Origin of the sequence: Martinezella lusitana, assembly GCF_014207095.1 — a bacterium.
Lineage (GTDB): Bacteria > Pseudomonadota > Alphaproteobacteria > Rhizobiales > Rhizobiaceae > Rhizobium > Rhizobium lusitanum_B.
The window spans coordinates 42,504-57,822 of sequence record NZ_JACHBG010000006.1; the positions used below are offsets into that span (position 1 = coordinate 42,504).

Genomic DNA, 15,319 nt, shown 5'->3' on the forward strand with positions numbered 1-15,319 from the left:
AGTTGAACCGCCGCGTGCAGCAACCTAGGTGGCCGATGGGAAGTGGGACAAATGATATGTTTTGTGTTGGATATAAACAAATGGTTATGAAATGAGGCTATTGCGCCGCAACATATAACTGATTTCAAGGCAGACAAAGAACTTCGATCCCGCTTGGGGCTCTTCTTCGTTGAGAGGAGTGCAAGGCGGGACCCAGTTGCTTTACAGCGTCGCAGTTCAGCGCGAACGGCTCCCGCCGACCGTGGGTTCGGCATCGGCGATCCAGCGGCGATGCGAACCAAGCGCAACGAGCAGGATGACCGATAGGAAGCAGCAGCCGGCGAGGATATAAAAGCCGACGTCACCATTGCCGGTGGTGGCATCGACATAGGCCTTAATCTGCGGTGAGGCGAAGCTGCCGAGATTACCGAGCGAGACGATAAAGGCAATGCCGCTGGCAGCGCCAACGCCACCCAGATAGCGGGTCGGCAGGCTCCAGAACACCGGCTGTGAAGAGGCAAGTCCCGGCACTGCGATACAGGCGGCAATCACCATCACCCAGGGGTTCATGGTCAGGCCGATGGTGGCAAGCGCAAGGGTGCCGATGGTCAGCATGGAAATGCAGACGATGCGATGATTGTCGTGCTTGTCGGCATAGACGGTGAAGATGCGCGTAGCGATGAGGGCGCAGAACCAGGGAAGGCCCAGCAGCACCCCCACCCAGGTATTGATGCCGCCGCCCATGGCTTGCGCCAATCTGGCAGGGAGGTAGAAGGTTATCGGGCCGACGCCGATCTGGATGAAGAGATAAATGCCGATGAAGGCGAGTACGCGCCAGTCCTTCAGAACGCTGAAGACGGAGTGCTTCACCTCGGAGAGTTTGCCACGCTCTTCCGCCTCGATGACAGCGGTCAGTGCGTTTTTCTCCTCATCTGTCAGCCATTTCGCCTCGCGCGGGCGGCTCGTCAGGAAGAAGAGTGCAAAAATGCCGACAACTGTCGCCGCCAGGCCTTCCACGGCAAACATCCATTGCCAGTTGGTGAGGCCGAGCACGTCATGATGGGTCAGCAGCCAGCCGGAGAGCGGTGCGCCGATCACCAGCGACAAGGGCACGCCCAGATAGAATAGGCCGGTGGCCCGCGCCCGCTGTTTGGCCGGGAACCAATAGGTGAGATAGAGCAGGACACCGGGATAGAAGCCTGCCTCGCAAACGCCGAGCAGGAAACGGACGATGTAATAGCTGGTCGCCGTATGGGCAAAGACCATACAGGCGGAGACGATCCCCCAGGTGATCATGATCCGGCTGAGCCAAAGGCGCGCGCCGACGCGCTGCATGATCAGATTGCTCGGCACCTCGAATGTCGCATAGCCCAGATAGAGAATGCCGGCGCCGAAGGCGTAGGCTGCATCCGAAATGCCGGTATCGGCCTGATAGGCCGTCTTGGCGAAGCCGACATTGGAGCGATCGAGAAAATTCAGGATCAGCATCAGGCCCAGAAAGGGCAGAAGGCGAATGGTCGCCTTGCGTACGGCGCTTTGCACCGCCGGATTATCGTCAGTCATTTCACTCCTCCCGAACGATGGTCTCCCGAGGCGGCAGGTACTCCGCTCGATCTTGCCCCCGTCCTCGCCGGCTCTCTCTTTCCGGCTCACTCTCAGATGACCGGGTGGCCATCTATGCATATACGCAGACTATATTCATGTATGAAGATGTCAATAGTCGCGCTGGGAAACCGCGTGAGCGGCGTCATGGCATGCATCCGTAGGGGCAAGAGAGGCTCGCATGGCCGGCCGCTCGCATGGTCTGTCGTCGATGGAAGCAAGTTGCCACGGTGGGGCTGGCGACCTATTGAAGAGTATCGCTGCAATTTCAGGGTAGGATCGTCGTAAATGCCATCTGTTACGCTTGCGCAGATGAGAGCCGTCGAGGCGTTGGCGCGCACGGGAAAGTTCTCGCGGGCAGCCGAAGATCTGGGAATCAGCCAGCCTTCGGTCTCCACGCAAATTCAATCCTTCGAGGAATTGTGCCGCACCCGCATCTTCATCCGCGACGGTCACAATGTCAGTATCGCACCATCGGCGCTGGATCTGATCGCCAAGATCAGGGTGACGCTGAAATGCCTCGGTGAGGTCGACCGTGTCATCGCCGACACGACGTCGCTGAACACCGGCACGGTCTCGATCGGTTTCAGCGCCCATCGGCTCATCATGCCGATCCTGACGGCATTCGTCCGGCAATATCCCGCTCTGCGTCTGACGACGCGCGGCGGACCGTCGCTCGAGCTTGCCGATGCGGTATTGCGCGGTGAGCTGGATGTTGCCGCGATCTCCCAGGTCGCGCCCGACAGCCGCCTCTCGTCGCTTCTTCTGCATCAATCCCGTGTAGCGATCTACGGCCGTAAGGGAGACCCGATGCTGGAGAAGGGCCGATTGACGCTCGCCGATCTTGACGGCCAGGACATGGTGCTCTGGAACAAATCCTCCGGCACACGCACGTTACTGGAGGCGGCCGCCGCCAAGGAGGGTGTACGGCTGAAGCCTGTTCTCGAGGTGGCGACACTCGATGTTGCCTACGCCGCCGCTGCCGCCGGTATCGGTTTGGCAATCTCCATCGAAGGCGAAGTCCGCTCCGACGATCATATCGATGTCGTCCCGCTCGTCGAACCGGAACTGGCGATCGGCCACTATCTCGTCACCTTGCCGGAATGCCGCGACCACGCGGCGATCCAGGCATTCTTCGAGGTTGCGAAGGACCATGCGCTTGAGATGGACGGTGTTCTGCCGTTCAATTGATGCAAACTATAGCTAAATCATATGATTTTATGTAATTTATAATTCTGTCATATGATTTCGTTATGTTCTGCCCTATAAGCCGCAGCCGGAACAGAGGCAGGCTGAGAAAGGGTAGAATGATGACGGGTGGATATGATCTCGCGGTTGTCGGCGCCGGCATTGTCGGCCTGGGCGCTGCGTTGGCAGCCGTGCGGCAGGGCAAGAAGGTTGTTGTCATCGAGCGCAATGCCAAGGCTATTGGCGCATCCATCCGCAATTTCGGCTTCATTACCGTTTCAGGGCAGAAAGCGGGTGCGCATTGGGAGCGCGCCATGCGGGCCCGCGATGTCTGGGCCGAAATTGTCGATGAAGCGGGTATTGCGGTCGTGCATCGTGGTCTGGTCATGCCGGCGCGCCGGAGTGAAGCCACCGCGGTGGTCGAAGCCTTTCTCGCGACCTCGATGGGAGAGAAGTGCCGCCAGATAACGAAAGCCGAAGCGTGCGAAATCGTGCCGAGCCTGCGCCTTGGTGACGTTCAGTCGGTCCTTTACAGCCCACATGAACTGCGCGTCGAATCTTCGGAAGCGCTGCCGAAGCTTGCCGCCTGGCTTGAAGCCAGGCACAAGGTCGACTTTCATTGGAATACGGCGGTGCGCTCGATTGATGGAACGCGGATCGAAACGAGCCACGGACCGATCGAGGTGGAGGCGGTTGTCGTGTGCCCCGGCGATGACTTTTCCACACTCTTCCCGGATGTGATCGGCAAGCACGCGCTCACCATCTGCACGCTGCAGATGTTGCGTGTCGCACCGAACAGAGCTAGCCGATTTGGCGCTGCTGTCATGTCGGACATGAGTTTTGCGCGCTATGAAGGCTTCTCCGCCCTGCCGGAAGCCGAAGCGCTTGGAAGGCGACTGGATAACGAAGAGGCCGAAAGCCGCGCCGCCGGCATTCACCTCATTGCGGTTCAATCGGCCGATGGTTCGCTTGTCGTCGGCGACAGTCACGTCTACGGCAACGCGCAGCAACCGTTTGCCAGCGACCGGTTCGATCAGCTCATTCTCGATGAATTCGATCGTGTGTTCGACCTTCCGGAGCGTCATGTCGTCAATCGCTGGATCGGCACCTACGCCTCTTCCAAGGAACGGACGGTGCTTGTGGAGCGCCCTGCCGATCATATTCGCTTGGTCATGGTGACGGGCGGCACAGGCGCGTCGACCGGTTTCGCGCTCGGCGAGCAGGTTATCGACGATCTTTATGGTTCAACGTCGCGTTCATGGGAGATAGGCCAATGAGCCAACTCAAGGCCGTGGTCTTCGACTGGGCGGGAACCGTCATCGATTTTGGCTCCTTCGCTCCCATGGGCGTCTTTGTCGAGGCGTTCAGCCGCTTCGGCATCGAGGTTACCATCGCGGAAGCGCGTGAGCCGATGGGCCGCCCGAAATGGGACCATATCGATGCGATGCTGAAGCAGCCTCGTATTCGCGAGCTATGGGCCGCACGTCACGGCAAGGCGCCGACGGCCGCAGATGTCGATGCCGTCTACGAAGTCTTTGTTCCGATGAACGAGGAGGTGGTGCATAAATTTGCCGATCTGGTGCCTGGCACCAAGGAAGTGGTGGGCACATTGCGCCAGCGCGGATTGAAGATCGGCTCGACGACGGGCTATACCCGCTCGATCATGGCGCGCGTTCTGCCGCTTGCAAAAGAGCAGGGCTATGAGGTCGATAATCTCGTCTGCGCCGGCGATCTGCCGCATGGCCGGCCGACGCCGATGAATATGTACAAGTGCTTTCTGGATCTCGATGTCTGGCCTGCCAGCGCTGTCGTCAAGGTCGACGACACCGGCGTCGGCATTGACGAAGGTGTTGCGGCCGGCTGCTGGACGGTCGGTGTCGCCTTGAGCGGCAACGAAGCGGGCCTTACGCCGGCGGAGGTCGCTGCCATGGCGCCCGAGGCGCTTGCAGCGGTTCGCGAGCGAGCGTCCGCGGAGCTCAAGAAGCACGGCGCTCATTACATCGTCGATACGGTTGCCGATTTGCTGACGGTCATTGATGATATCGAGCGCCGGTTGACGGCCGAGGAACGTCCCTGATCGTATCCGCATCCGGTTTCCGGCCGTAACGTGTCCTAACGGATGCGCCGGATAGGGATCATTCGCCGGCGGGATTGAAGCTTATCTCTTCTGCTGTCGAGGTCGGATGAAGCTGTATCTTTCTGCTCCGAAACGGCCGGAACAGAAACTCCTTGAAATTCTGCGGCTCGCGGACGTTCGGCAGGCCGACATCAGGCCATTCGTCGGCCTTCGGATAATATGCCGTTCCGAACAATATATCCCAGATCGCCGATCCGCTGCCGAAATTCCTGTTGAAGTGCTGCCGCTCGACCGAATGATGGATGCGATGAAAGCGGTTGTCGGGAAACAGATATCGCACCCAACCGAGGTGCAGGCGCGTCGAGCTGTGCTCGAAATAGCCCTGCCAGCGCACGAGGAAAACCCAGATCCACGGCACATATCCCTGCTCGAAACTGAAGAGAAGCGAGACCGGGATGATCAGGAAAGGGATCCGGAATATCTCCTCGCTGAAGTGATGGTTGCTGTTGAAGGCGCTCATCTCTTCCAGCGAATGGTGTTCGGCGTGAAAGCGCCAGAAGAACCTGTTGCTGTGTTGAAGCCGATGAAACCAATAATAGAAAAACTCGCTGGCCTGTAGCACGATCAGGGAAGCGACGATCCCGCCGAAGGCCTTCAGCAGCCAGACGTCGGAAAACTCCGATAGGAATCTCAGGTCGATGTGGAACACCGGCCTGATGCCGATTTCCTCCCACAATCTGTAGAACAGCGTGAGGCTGACTTTCGTAATGACGATGTTGGCGACGCAGAAAACAGCGCCACGGATGTGGGACATATAGGTATATTTGGACTTTGGGAAAATAAACTCAGCGGCAAGCAATATCAGCGCGACAGGAAGAATTTTCCCCGCGTATTCTTCGATAAAAGCCTGGATTTGATATATTATATCGGTATTCAATTGGCGATCCGGCAAAAACACAAATTACCTCGCCCTCTCTACATTAGGGCCGATCTCGCTTCAATTTAAAGGTTAAAATTTGGTTAAGGCCTGAGCTTGCCGGTCGGTTCTCCGACACGCTGGCCTTGCTGGTTTCCAGGGGCGGCCTGTCGTAATGGGCGGGGCGCGATACGACAGAGCCGACGCGGATCGAACCTGCTTGAAAGCGAGATTCTCGGCGGTTACGCGCATGCCCGAGCGCCCTCTCGCCGTGCTTTTCACGGCGGTCACGCAAAGTTTTGATGACCGCCGCGTGAAACTTATTGACAAGCGACAGTTCATTCTGACAAATGTCAATAACGGCTGGCAATAATCAAATTGCCGACCTGCCGCGGGGGCGGCGGACCTGAATGAGGTGCTAAAGCATCTCATCGCGTGGGAGGGAAAAGACGTGTCGCCATCTAAACTGGATCGCCAGACGCTCTTTCTGGCGCTGATAAATTGTGCTGTTCTCGTTGCCGGCGGAATGTTGGCCGGTGCGACATTTTTGGATAGCTACAATCTGCAGTCTATGGCGTCTCAAGTGCCTGAGCTGGGGCTACTTGCCTTGGGTGTTATGCTGGCCATGATTTCCGGTAATGGCGGTATCGATCTCTCCGGTATTGCGCTGGCGAATCTTGCAGGCATCATTGCATTTCTCATAACTCGTCAGTTTATTCCGGTTTCCGAGAGTCCGCTTCTATTTGCCTGGGCTTTTGCTGGCTTATCATTGGTCGTCGGCATCGCAGGCGGATTAATGAACGGAATTGTCATTGCGTATGCGCGCTTAACGCCGTTGATTGCGACATTGGGCACGCAGCTCCTGTTCACAGGTATAGCGGTTTTCTTGACCAACGGCTCCGCGGTCAGCATGGGTTATATCGAACCGCTCGATAATTTTGGAAACATGCCTGTCCTCGGAATTCCGATGTGCTTTGCCTTGTTTCTCGCGATCGCTGCCGTTCTTGCATTTCTTTTGAAATACACGCCATTCGGTGTGAAGCTGATGCTGCTTGGAAGCAATGCAAAAGCTGCGCGGTATGGCGGCATCAACGAGAAGCGTATGCTGCTTGTTACCTATACGCTTTGTGGTGTACTTGCATCGGTTGCCGGTATTATCATCGCAGCACGTAACTCATCAGTGAAATGGGATTATGGTGGCTCGTATGTTCTGATCGCCATTCTGATTGCCGTTCTCGGTGGAGTGAAGCCGGAAGGTGGCTATGGAAAAGTGATCTGCGTGTTGCTCGCTGCAACGGCACTGCAAATTCTCTCGAGCCTCTTCAATTTCATGAATATCTCGAACTTCTTCCGCGATCTCGCCTGGGGTGTCCTGCTATTGGCCTTGCTGGCATCGGCACGGGTCCATCTCGGCTACTGGCTGCAGCCGAAACGGCGATAGCGGCATCTATTGCCGACCTTGAACCTGGCGGTCTTGGCAGTCGGTCAAATCAATCATCAAAGCGCAATTTGCTTGTATCAAAGGAGGAAACATATGAGCAGAATTTCGAAACTCGCAGCTTGCACGGTGCTGGCGGCCGCGGTCGTTGCAGGTGTGGCAATTGCCAAAGACAAGCCGTCCATCGTGACGGTGGTCAAGGTCACCGGGGAAAACTGGTTCATTCGCATGAATGAAGGCGTCGATAACTACGGCAAGGACAATGCCAGCGTCAGCACCAGCCAGATTGGCCCGGGCAAGGCAGACGCCGCCCAGCAGACACGCCTGGTCGAGGACCTCGTTGCAAAGAATGTTTCGGCAATCGCCGTTGTTCCGATGGACCCGTCCGCACTGGAAGGCGTTTTGCGACGTGCATCCCAGCGCGGCATCAAGGTCATCACGCATGAGGGTGACAGCCTGGTAAACACGGATGTCGATATCGAAGCCTTCGACAACAAGGCCTTCGGTGCGCGCATCAACGAGAAACTCTCGGAATGCATGGGCAAATCGGGCAAATGGACGACCTTCGTCGGGTCGCTCGGCAGCCTGACGCATAATCAGTGGGTCGATGCGGCGGCCGAGAACGCCAAGAAAAATCCGGGCATGGAGCTCGTCTCTGCAAAGAACGAGTCCTTCAACGATGCCAACCGCGCCTATGAAAAGGCTAAGGAAATCCTGCGCAAATACCCTGACATCAAGGGCTTCCAGGGATCGTCGGCCATCGACGTCATCGGCATCGGCCGCGCCGTCGAGGAAGCGGGCCTGCAGGGCAAGACCTGCGTTTACGGCCTCGGCCTGCCGAAGGATACCGGACCCTACCTGGAAAGCGGTGCCGTCAACCAGATCTTCTTCTGGGATCCGAAGGACGCCGGCTATGTCATGAACAAGGTCGCGGACATGGTTCTGAAGGGCGAAGAGATCAAGGACGGCGCGAACCTCGGCGTGCCGGGCTATGAGAAGATGACCGTCATCAAGGGACCGGGCAAGGGTATCGTCATTCAGGGTCAGGCCTGGGTGGATGCCGACAAGTCCAACTACAAGAAGTTCCCGTTCTGATAGAGAGAGCATAACTCGTCAGGCCGTCTTCCGGGGGTGTGTGCACCACCACCGCCTCCGGAAGAAAAGGACTGAGAGCTTCAGGAATTCATCATGAGCACGACCGATGCCCTGCCTAATGCCCCGCCGCCGTTTCTCGAGGCCCGAAACGTCAGGAAATCCTTTGGTGGCGTCAAGGCGTTGAAGGACGTCAGCCTCGTCATCGAGGCCGGACAGATCTACCACCTGATGGGTGAGAATGGCTGTGGCAAGAGCACGCTCATCAAGATCCTTTCGGGTGCACAGCTTGCCGATGAAGGACAAATTCTGATCGATGGCCAACCAACCGGCGAACAAGCCGGCGACTTGGGTGCTATCGGCGCATTGCGCGCCGGCATCGAGACGGTTTATCAGGACCTGTCGCTTCTTCCCAATCTCTCGGTTGCAGAGAATGTCGCGTTCACAGAACAGCTCGTCGAAGCCTCGGGCCGCCTGGCTCGCAGACTGGATGTCGCGGCACTTCATGAAACGGCACGCCGAGCCCTTGCCGAAGTGCATCTGCCGACCGACCGCGCCTTCCTGACGCGCCGCACCGATACCTTGCCGCTTGCCACGCGCCAGCTGATCGCAATTGCCCGCACCGTCGCTTCGGAGGCGCGGCTGGTCATCATGGATGAGCCGACGACGTCGCTTACACGCCAGGAGGTCGACAATCTGCTGAAGGTCGTCGAAAGAATGCGCGGCAAGGGCGTGGCCGTGCTTTTCGTCACGCACAAGCTCGACGAATGCAAGTCACTCGGTGGCCGGGCGATTATCATGCGCGACGGCCTGAAGGTGGCCGAACTCGATGTCGCCGCTCACAGCAAGGCGGAATTCAGCCGCTGGATGACCGGCCGCGAGATCAGCGAGACCAGGTATCGCACCGATCCGAAACTGGATGAGGTGATGCTTGATGTCGAGAAACTCGATGGTGGCCATGCATTCCAAGATGTTTCACTCAGCTTGAAAAAAGGTGAGATATTGGGTGTTACCGGGCTGCTCGACTCCGGCCGGAACGAGCTGGCGCTGGCGCTCGCCGGGGTCAAGCCGGCGTTGAGCGGCAGGATCCGTCTGAACGGTGAGGAAATTTCGCCGCGGTCGACTGCCGAGGCGATCCAGCACGGCATCGGCTATGTGCCGGAAGACAGGCTCACCGAAGGCTTGTTTCTGGAAAAGCCGATACAGGACAACATCACGCTCCCCATCCTCGATCGCCTGCGCAACGCATTCGGGATGATCAGTCCCCGCAGGGCGCGCAAGCGCGCGGAGGAAAGCGTCAGCGATCTCCAGATCGTCGCGCCCGACGTTACCATTCCGGTCCAGTCGCTCTCCGGCGGAAATCAGCAGCGTGTCCTGATCGGCCGTTGGCTGACGATCAATCCCAAGCTGCTCATCCTGCACGGTCCAACCGTTGGCGTGGATGTCGGATCGAAGGATACGATCTTCCGCATCATTCAGCGGCTGGCTGACGATGGTATGGGCGTCATCATCATCAGCGACGATCTGCCGGAGCTGCTTCAGAACTGCGATCGCATTCTCGTTATGCGTCAGGGCCGCGTCGTGGCAGCCCACAAAGCTGATGGGCTGACTGAAGACGCAATCTATCAATCCATGGCCAGCACTTCGAAGGAGATCGCGCAATGAGCGAGATCGCATCCGCGACCAATTTCAGCCGGCAGCGCAAAGGGTTGAGGCCTCGCCTGTGGGATTTGATGGGGCGCCGGCCGGAGCTCTTCACACTGCTTCTAACCGTCGCTACCTGCCTTATCGTGATCGCGGCCAATCCCGATTTTCTTCAGATGAGCAATGTTGTCGACATTCTGCGGGCTTCGGTGGTGCGCGGGCTGTTTGCCATGGGCGTGCTGGTGGTTCTGGCCTCAGGCGGGATCGACGTTTCGTTTACGGCGATTGCGGCTTTTGTGATGTACGTGCTGACCATGCTCGTCACGGACTGGTTTCCGGAAACGCCGATGACGATCGTGCTCATTCTCGCGGCTCTCGGGGGCGCGGCTTTCGGAGCGCTCAACGGTGTTCTGGTACAGAAGCTGCAGGCGCCGTCGCTGATTGTCACCATCGGCACGCAATATGTCATCCGCAGCTTTCTACTGACCTTTGTCGGCACAGCATTGTTTATGAATATTCCGTCCGCGATGGATGCCTTCGGTAAAGCCTCGCTCTTTACACATCATGCATCGAATGGCGTTGTATCCGTGCTGCCCGCCTCTGTCCTGGTTCTGGTTGCGGCCGCCTTTGTGACATGGTTCATTCTCGAGCGTACCCTGATGGGACGTGCCATCTTCGCCGTTGGCGGTAATCCGTCGATTGCCGAGCGTCTTGGCATCAATCTCTTTCGAGTGCGGATCTTCGTATTTGCTTATGCCGGTTTGCTCGCGGGTATCGCCGGCGTGATTCATGTCTCGAGCAACCGTCTCGCCAATCCTTTCGATCTGGCCGGTATGGAGCTTGAAATCATTGCCGCCGTCGTGCTGGGTGGCGCGCGCATCACCGGTGGCTCCGGGTCGGTGATAGGGACGCTGTTGGGAGTGCTCCTCATAACGCTGGTCAGCAACGTGTTGATCTTCGTCGGCATTCCAAGCACGTTGCAGCTTGCCATCATCGGCATCTTCATCCTGCTGGCTGGGGCGACATTCGCCCTGCGCGAGCGCAGCTAGTTAAACATCTGTCGTGCAGCGTCACATAAGTTGGCGCGCCATAGCTAAGTGCAGTTCTTTGGGAGGTTTCCATGTCTCATGATGTATCGGTCGTCGGGCTCTATATTCTTGACGTGCTTGGTCGGCCGGTCGATGCCATTCCGCCGGGCGGCAATGTCGAGTTCATCGACGAAATCAGGCTGACTGTTGCGGGCACGGCGGGTGGAACCGTTGTGGATCTCGCTAAGCTTGGTCTGAACTGCCTCGCTGTCGGCGCCGTTGGCGATGATGAGAAAGCCGATTTCGTGCTCGCGACACTTCAGCGCTTCGGCATCGATACCGCGCAGATGCAGCGGCTGAAGGGCGTGCCGACGTCGTCGACCATTCTCAATATCCGCCGCAACGGCGATCGTCCCGCGCTTCATGCCCGTGGCGCGTCCGATCATTTCGAGATTGCCGATAGTGCCCTCGATGCGGTGCTGGCGCCGCCGATCATTCACCTGGGCGGTACAGGGTTGCTGGCAAAGCTTGATGGCGAGCCAAGTCGCAAGTTGCTTGCCGAGGCCAAGGCGCGGGGGCGTACGACGACATTCGACCTGCTGGGAGCGAATGACGGCACGCTCGATCTGATCGCGCCTCTATTTCCGCATATCGACTATTTCATGCCCTCTATCGAAGAAGCGCGCCAGATTTCGGGGGCGTCGGATGTCGAGGGCGCCAGCCGCTTCTTCCTGGATCGTGGCGTCAAGCATTGCGTCTTCACGCTTGGCGGCGACGGCGTATGCTTTGCCGATGCTTCCGGCGAGATCGTACGGCAGCCGGCGTTCCAGATCGAGGTGGTGGACACAACGGGATGCGGCGACGCATTCGACGCTGGTTTCATCACCGCATTGCATCGCAAGATGGACCTGAAAACCGCTTTGAACTTCGCGCAGGCATCGGCCGCGCTTGTTGCGACGGGTCTAGGCTCGGATGCAGGCATCCGCTCGTTCGAAGATACGCTGGCGTTCATGAATACGGCGCCCATCAAGCGCTGATCGAAGGCGGTGCGGGCCGGGTCTTCCGGCCCGGCCTTTTCATTCGGCCAGCAGCTGCTCTGCGACCTCTATGTCGGTCACGAGATGAGTCGCATATCCGCCGGCGAGAACGGCACGGATCGCGTCCACCTTCTGTGCGCCACCTGCGACGCAGAGCCTGCGCGGTAGGCTGCGCAGCCCATCCAGCTCTATACCGATGACGCGCTTGTCGAAATCACGAACGATTTGCTTGCCATGCTGATCGAGGAAGCGGCAGATCAGCACCGCAACCGCGCCTTCCTGTGCATAGGCGTCGATCTCTTCGTCGCTGGTCACATCGGCAAGGCGCATCGTGCTTTCAGCGGCAAGGCCGCCGACGCCGAAGACGATCATATCGGCCTTGCCGATCCGCTCGAACTGGCGCTTGAGCACCGGTTCGCCCATCAAGGCATCGCGAAGTTCAGGTGTGCTCAGCACGGTAGGCGCCATCATGTTGACGCTGGCGGCACCCATGTTACGGGCCATGATCGACGCACAAAGCTCCGCTGAAAATTCGCGAGTCCCGCTTGACGAGCCCGTCACCTGAACCACGGAAAGCCCCTCCAGCGGCCGGGGCAAGGCAATCGCGTCCGCAATCGCCAGAACGGTGCGTCCCCACGAAACGCAGATCGTATCCCCGGGCGAAACCATGCGCTCGATCAGCCGCGCTCCGCCCGCTCCCAGAGCTTTCAGGCGCGCATCCGGCGTGGCGGATTTTTCCGTCGGAATGACAAGCGCTTCCGCCAGGCTGAACTTGGCCGCCAGCTTGCGGGCTATATTGGTGCGGGTGACGATTTCGGGGTTCATCAGGATCCTGACGACGCCCTTCTGCCGTGCCTCCTGCAGATAATTGACGATGGTGGCGCGCGAAACGCCGATCATCGCCGCTATCTCATTCTGTGTGAGCTGGTTCTCGTAATAGAGCCAGGCCGCCCAGACGATGGCGTCGTCGAACTCTGCTGGGATGGCATGCGTAGACGGCGTCAAATCGTCCGAGGTCATACTCGATTCCTGATGTCTGCGATGTGCCTGAGTTGCACAGAAAAAGCTTTTAATCAACAAGTCGCTCATTGATGTTGACGAATGTCAATCAATGGTGTCAATTGTTTCAGACGCGAGGGGGAACCTCTGGAAGTCTTTGTTATACCACAGGAAAATTAGGATTTTCTGTGAATGTATCCTCATGTCTGCGTGCGGCGGCCGCAGCTTGTCAGCTAAGGAAATGGCAGATGAAATCTAAATGGTCAGAAGCGGACTTCGCTACGATTGTCGGCGCCTATGAGAAAGCCGGGATCGGTCGCGATGTTGCCATTCGCACCTACACAACGCGCCTGCTTGGCTCTGAGCCCAAACTCGTGCTGCATGGCGGCGGCAACACCTCGGTCAAGACGACGTTGGTCGATCATGACGGCAGCGCCGTTGAGGTGCTTTGTGTAAAGGGGAGCGGCTGGGATATGGGCAAGATCGAACCTGCCGGCTTGCCGGCGCTGCATCTTGAACCGTTGAAAGCCATGGTGAGGTACGAGTCCCTCTCGGACGACGACATGGTGATGTTGCAGCGTCGGCTCTTGCTTGATCCGGCGTCACCCAATCCGTCTGTCGAGGCCATCCTTCACGCCATTCTGCCTTTCAAGCATGTCGACCATACGCATGCGAATGCCATTGTGGCGCTGACCAACCAGCCCCGCGGCGAGGAGATCATTCGAGAGCTTTTCCCGGAAATGATCATCGTGCCTTATGTTATGCCCGGCTTCGATCTGTCGAAGGCGTGTTTGAAGGCATTTTCCGCTCGGCCGGATGCGGCGGGAATGATCTTGCTGAAGCATGGTATCTTCACTTGGTCGGATGATCCGCGCGAAGCCTATGAGAATATGATCGCGGCGATCGATCGGGCCGAGAAGCGCATCGCGGAAGGACGGCCCCGTCCCTTCGGAACGGCAAGCGCCGGGCAGCCGGGCACGAACCTCGCGTCTGTTTCGGACATCGCCCCCATCCTGCGCGGTGCGATAGCGCTTCCCGGCAAGGGTGAGGGGCGTCCGCGTCGCTTTGTGATCGAGCATCGTTCGAACGATGATATTCTCGATTTCTGCGGTGCCCCCAATGTGGCCGATCTCGTTCGTCGCGGAAATGCGACGCCGGAGCATGTTATCCACATCAAGCGCTACGGCATTGCTCTTCCGCCGCCGAGGGCGGACGATATCGAAGGCTGGGTCGCAACGGTCAAGGCAGCAGTGGCCTCCTATGCCGCAGACTACAAAGCCTATTTCGAGCGCAACAACGCCCGCGTCGGCGGCGGTAAGACGATGCTCGACCCCATGCCGCGCGTTTTCTATGTGGACGGTATCGGTCTGTTCGCCGCGGCTGCGACGCAGAAGTCGGCACGCATTTGCGCCGATGTTGCTGAAGCGACCATCGAGGTCATTCGTGGCGCCGAGGGTATTGACCGTTTCGAGGCGCTTTCGGAAGAAGATCTGTTCGATATCGAATATTGGTCTCTGGAGCAGGTGAAGCTTAGCAAGCAGACGGAAAAGCCGCTGACGCGGCAGGTGGCGGCGGTGACGGGCGGCGCAGGCGGCCTTGGCCTTGCCATAGCCGCGCTTCTGAAAAGCCAGGGTGCTGAAGTTGCCTTGATCGATATCGACGGCGAACGGGTCGCAGCTGAGGCCAAACGCTTGGGCGCATTCGCTGTCGCGTGCGATTTGACGGATCCTTCAGCGGCGGAAAGCGCACTTGCCCGGATAGCCGCAGAGTTCGGCGGCGTCGATATCCTGGTGTCAAATGCCGGCGCCGCTTTCCAGGGCGCGTTGACGGCGGTGGACGACGCCTTGTTCAAAGCAGCTTTCGACCTAAACTTCTGGAGCCACCATTATATCGCCCGTGCGGCGGTCAAGGTGATGCAGCGTCAGGGCACGGGCGGTTCGCTCGTCTTCAATGTCAGCAAGCAGGCCGTAAACCCGGGGCCGGACTTTGGCCCGTATGGGACGTCGAAAGCGGCGCTGATGGCGCTGATGCGGCAATATGCACTGGAACATGCCGGCGACGGCATCACGGTCAACGCGGTCAATCCGGATCGGATAAGGACCGGGCTGATGACGGATGAAATGGTCGAGGAACGAGCGCGGGCGCGGGGTGTGACACCTGACGTCTATATGCGCGGCAACCTTTTGAAGCGCGAGGTGTCATCGGAAGATGTTGCCGAGGCCGTGCTGCATCTTGTCCAGGCGCGGACCTCTACCGGAGCAGTGATCACCGTCGACGGCGGCAATGTCGCCGCGATGATGCGCTGATATCGCCGAAGGC

General features: G+C 58.5%; 12 protein-coding genes. 9 read left to right on the top strand and 3 right to left on the bottom strand.

Annotation, left to right across the window (positions count from 1 at the left end):
• Positions 1-216: 216 nt before the first annotated feature.
• A complete protein-coding gene (locus GGD46_RS14875) occupies positions 217-1,542 on the bottom strand; it encodes an MFS transporter (RefSeq protein ID WP_184705110.1) in 1,326 nt (441 codons plus the stop codon).
• Positions 1,543-1,869: 327 nt separating this feature from the next.
• Between GGD46_RS14875 and GGD46_RS14880 the strand changes: the two genes are divergently transcribed.
• From GGD46_RS14880 to phnX, 3 genes are all read left to right on the top strand, one after another.
• The gene (locus tag GGD46_RS14880; RefSeq protein WP_184705112.1) at positions 1,870-2,772 is read left to right on the top strand and encodes a LysR family transcriptional regulator; all 903 of its coding nucleotides are present in this window, start codon (positions 1,870-1,872) and stop codon (positions 2,770-2,772) included.
• 119 nt (positions 2,773-2,891) lie between these two features.
• The gene (locus GGD46_RS14885; RefSeq protein ID WP_184705596.1) at positions 2,892-4,046 is read left to right on the top strand and encodes a TIGR03364 family FAD-dependent oxidoreductase; all 1,155 of its coding nucleotides are present in this window, start codon (positions 2,892-2,894) and stop codon (positions 4,044-4,046) included.
• Positions 4,043-4,846: a phosphonoacetaldehyde hydrolase gene (phnX, locus tag GGD46_RS14890; RefSeq protein WP_184705114.1), complete on the top strand. Its 804-nt coding sequence runs from the start codon at positions 4,043-4,045 to the stop codon at positions 4,844-4,846. The genes GGD46_RS14885 and phnX overlap by 4 nt, the downstream gene beginning before the upstream one ends.
• A gap of 58 nt (positions 4,847-4,904) precedes the next feature.
• Here the strand turns inward: phnX and GGD46_RS14895 are convergent, their stop codons facing one another.
• The gene (locus GGD46_RS14895; protein ID WP_184705116.1) at positions 4,905-5,660 is read right to left on the bottom strand and encodes a sterol desaturase family protein; all 756 of its coding nucleotides are present in this window, start codon (positions 5,658-5,660) and stop codon (positions 4,905-4,907) included.
• 553 nt (positions 5,661-6,213) lie between these two features.
• Between GGD46_RS14895 and GGD46_RS14900 the strand changes: the two genes are divergently transcribed.
• The 5 genes from GGD46_RS14900 (at position 6,214) to GGD46_RS14920 (ending at position 12,001) form a co-directional block, all read left to right on the top strand.
• Positions 6,214-7,203, top strand: coding sequence for an ABC transporter permease (locus GGD46_RS14900; RefSeq protein ID WP_409527685.1), 990 nt, complete (start codon positions 6,214-6,216; stop codon positions 7,201-7,203).
• 93 nt (positions 7,204-7,296) lie between these two features.
• Positions 7,297-8,295, top strand: a complete 999-nt coding sequence (locus GGD46_RS14905; RefSeq protein ID WP_184705118.1) for an autoinducer 2 ABC transporter substrate-binding protein — start codon at positions 7,297-7,299, stop codon at positions 8,293-8,295.
• Positions 8,296-8,388: 93 nt separating this feature from the next.
• Positions 8,389-9,957, top strand: a complete 1,569-nt coding sequence (locus GGD46_RS14910) for a sugar ABC transporter ATP-binding protein (protein ID WP_184705120.1) — start codon at positions 8,389-8,391, stop codon at positions 9,955-9,957.
• Positions 9,954-10,985, top strand: a complete 1,032-nt coding sequence (locus GGD46_RS14915) for an ABC transporter permease (protein ID WP_184705122.1) — start codon at positions 9,954-9,956, stop codon at positions 10,983-10,985. The genes GGD46_RS14910 and GGD46_RS14915 overlap by 4 nt, the downstream gene beginning before the upstream one ends.
• A 71-nt stretch (positions 10,986-11,056) precedes the next feature.
• Complete coding sequence (locus GGD46_RS14920; RefSeq protein WP_184705125.1) at positions 11,057-12,001, top strand: carbohydrate kinase family protein; 945 nt, start codon at positions 11,057-11,059, stop codon at positions 11,999-12,001.
• 39 nt (positions 12,002-12,040) lie between these two features.
• On the opposite strand, the gene GGD46_RS14925 is transcribed toward GGD46_RS14920, so the two are convergent.
• Positions 12,041-13,021 carry a sugar-binding transcriptional regulator gene (locus GGD46_RS14925; protein WP_184705127.1) on the bottom strand — a complete coding sequence of 327 codons (981 nt, stop codon included), beginning with the start codon at positions 13,019-13,021 and terminating at the stop codon, positions 12,041-12,043.
• A 227-nt stretch (positions 13,022-13,248) separates the two neighbouring features.
• On the opposite strand from GGD46_RS14925, the gene GGD46_RS14930 reads away from it, so the two are divergent.
• Entirely contained in the window at positions 13,249-15,306 is a 2,058-nt protein-coding gene (locus tag GGD46_RS14930; RefSeq protein ID WP_184705129.1) for a bifunctional aldolase/short-chain dehydrogenase, read from the top strand.
• Positions 15,307-15,319: the final 13 nt, after the last annotated feature.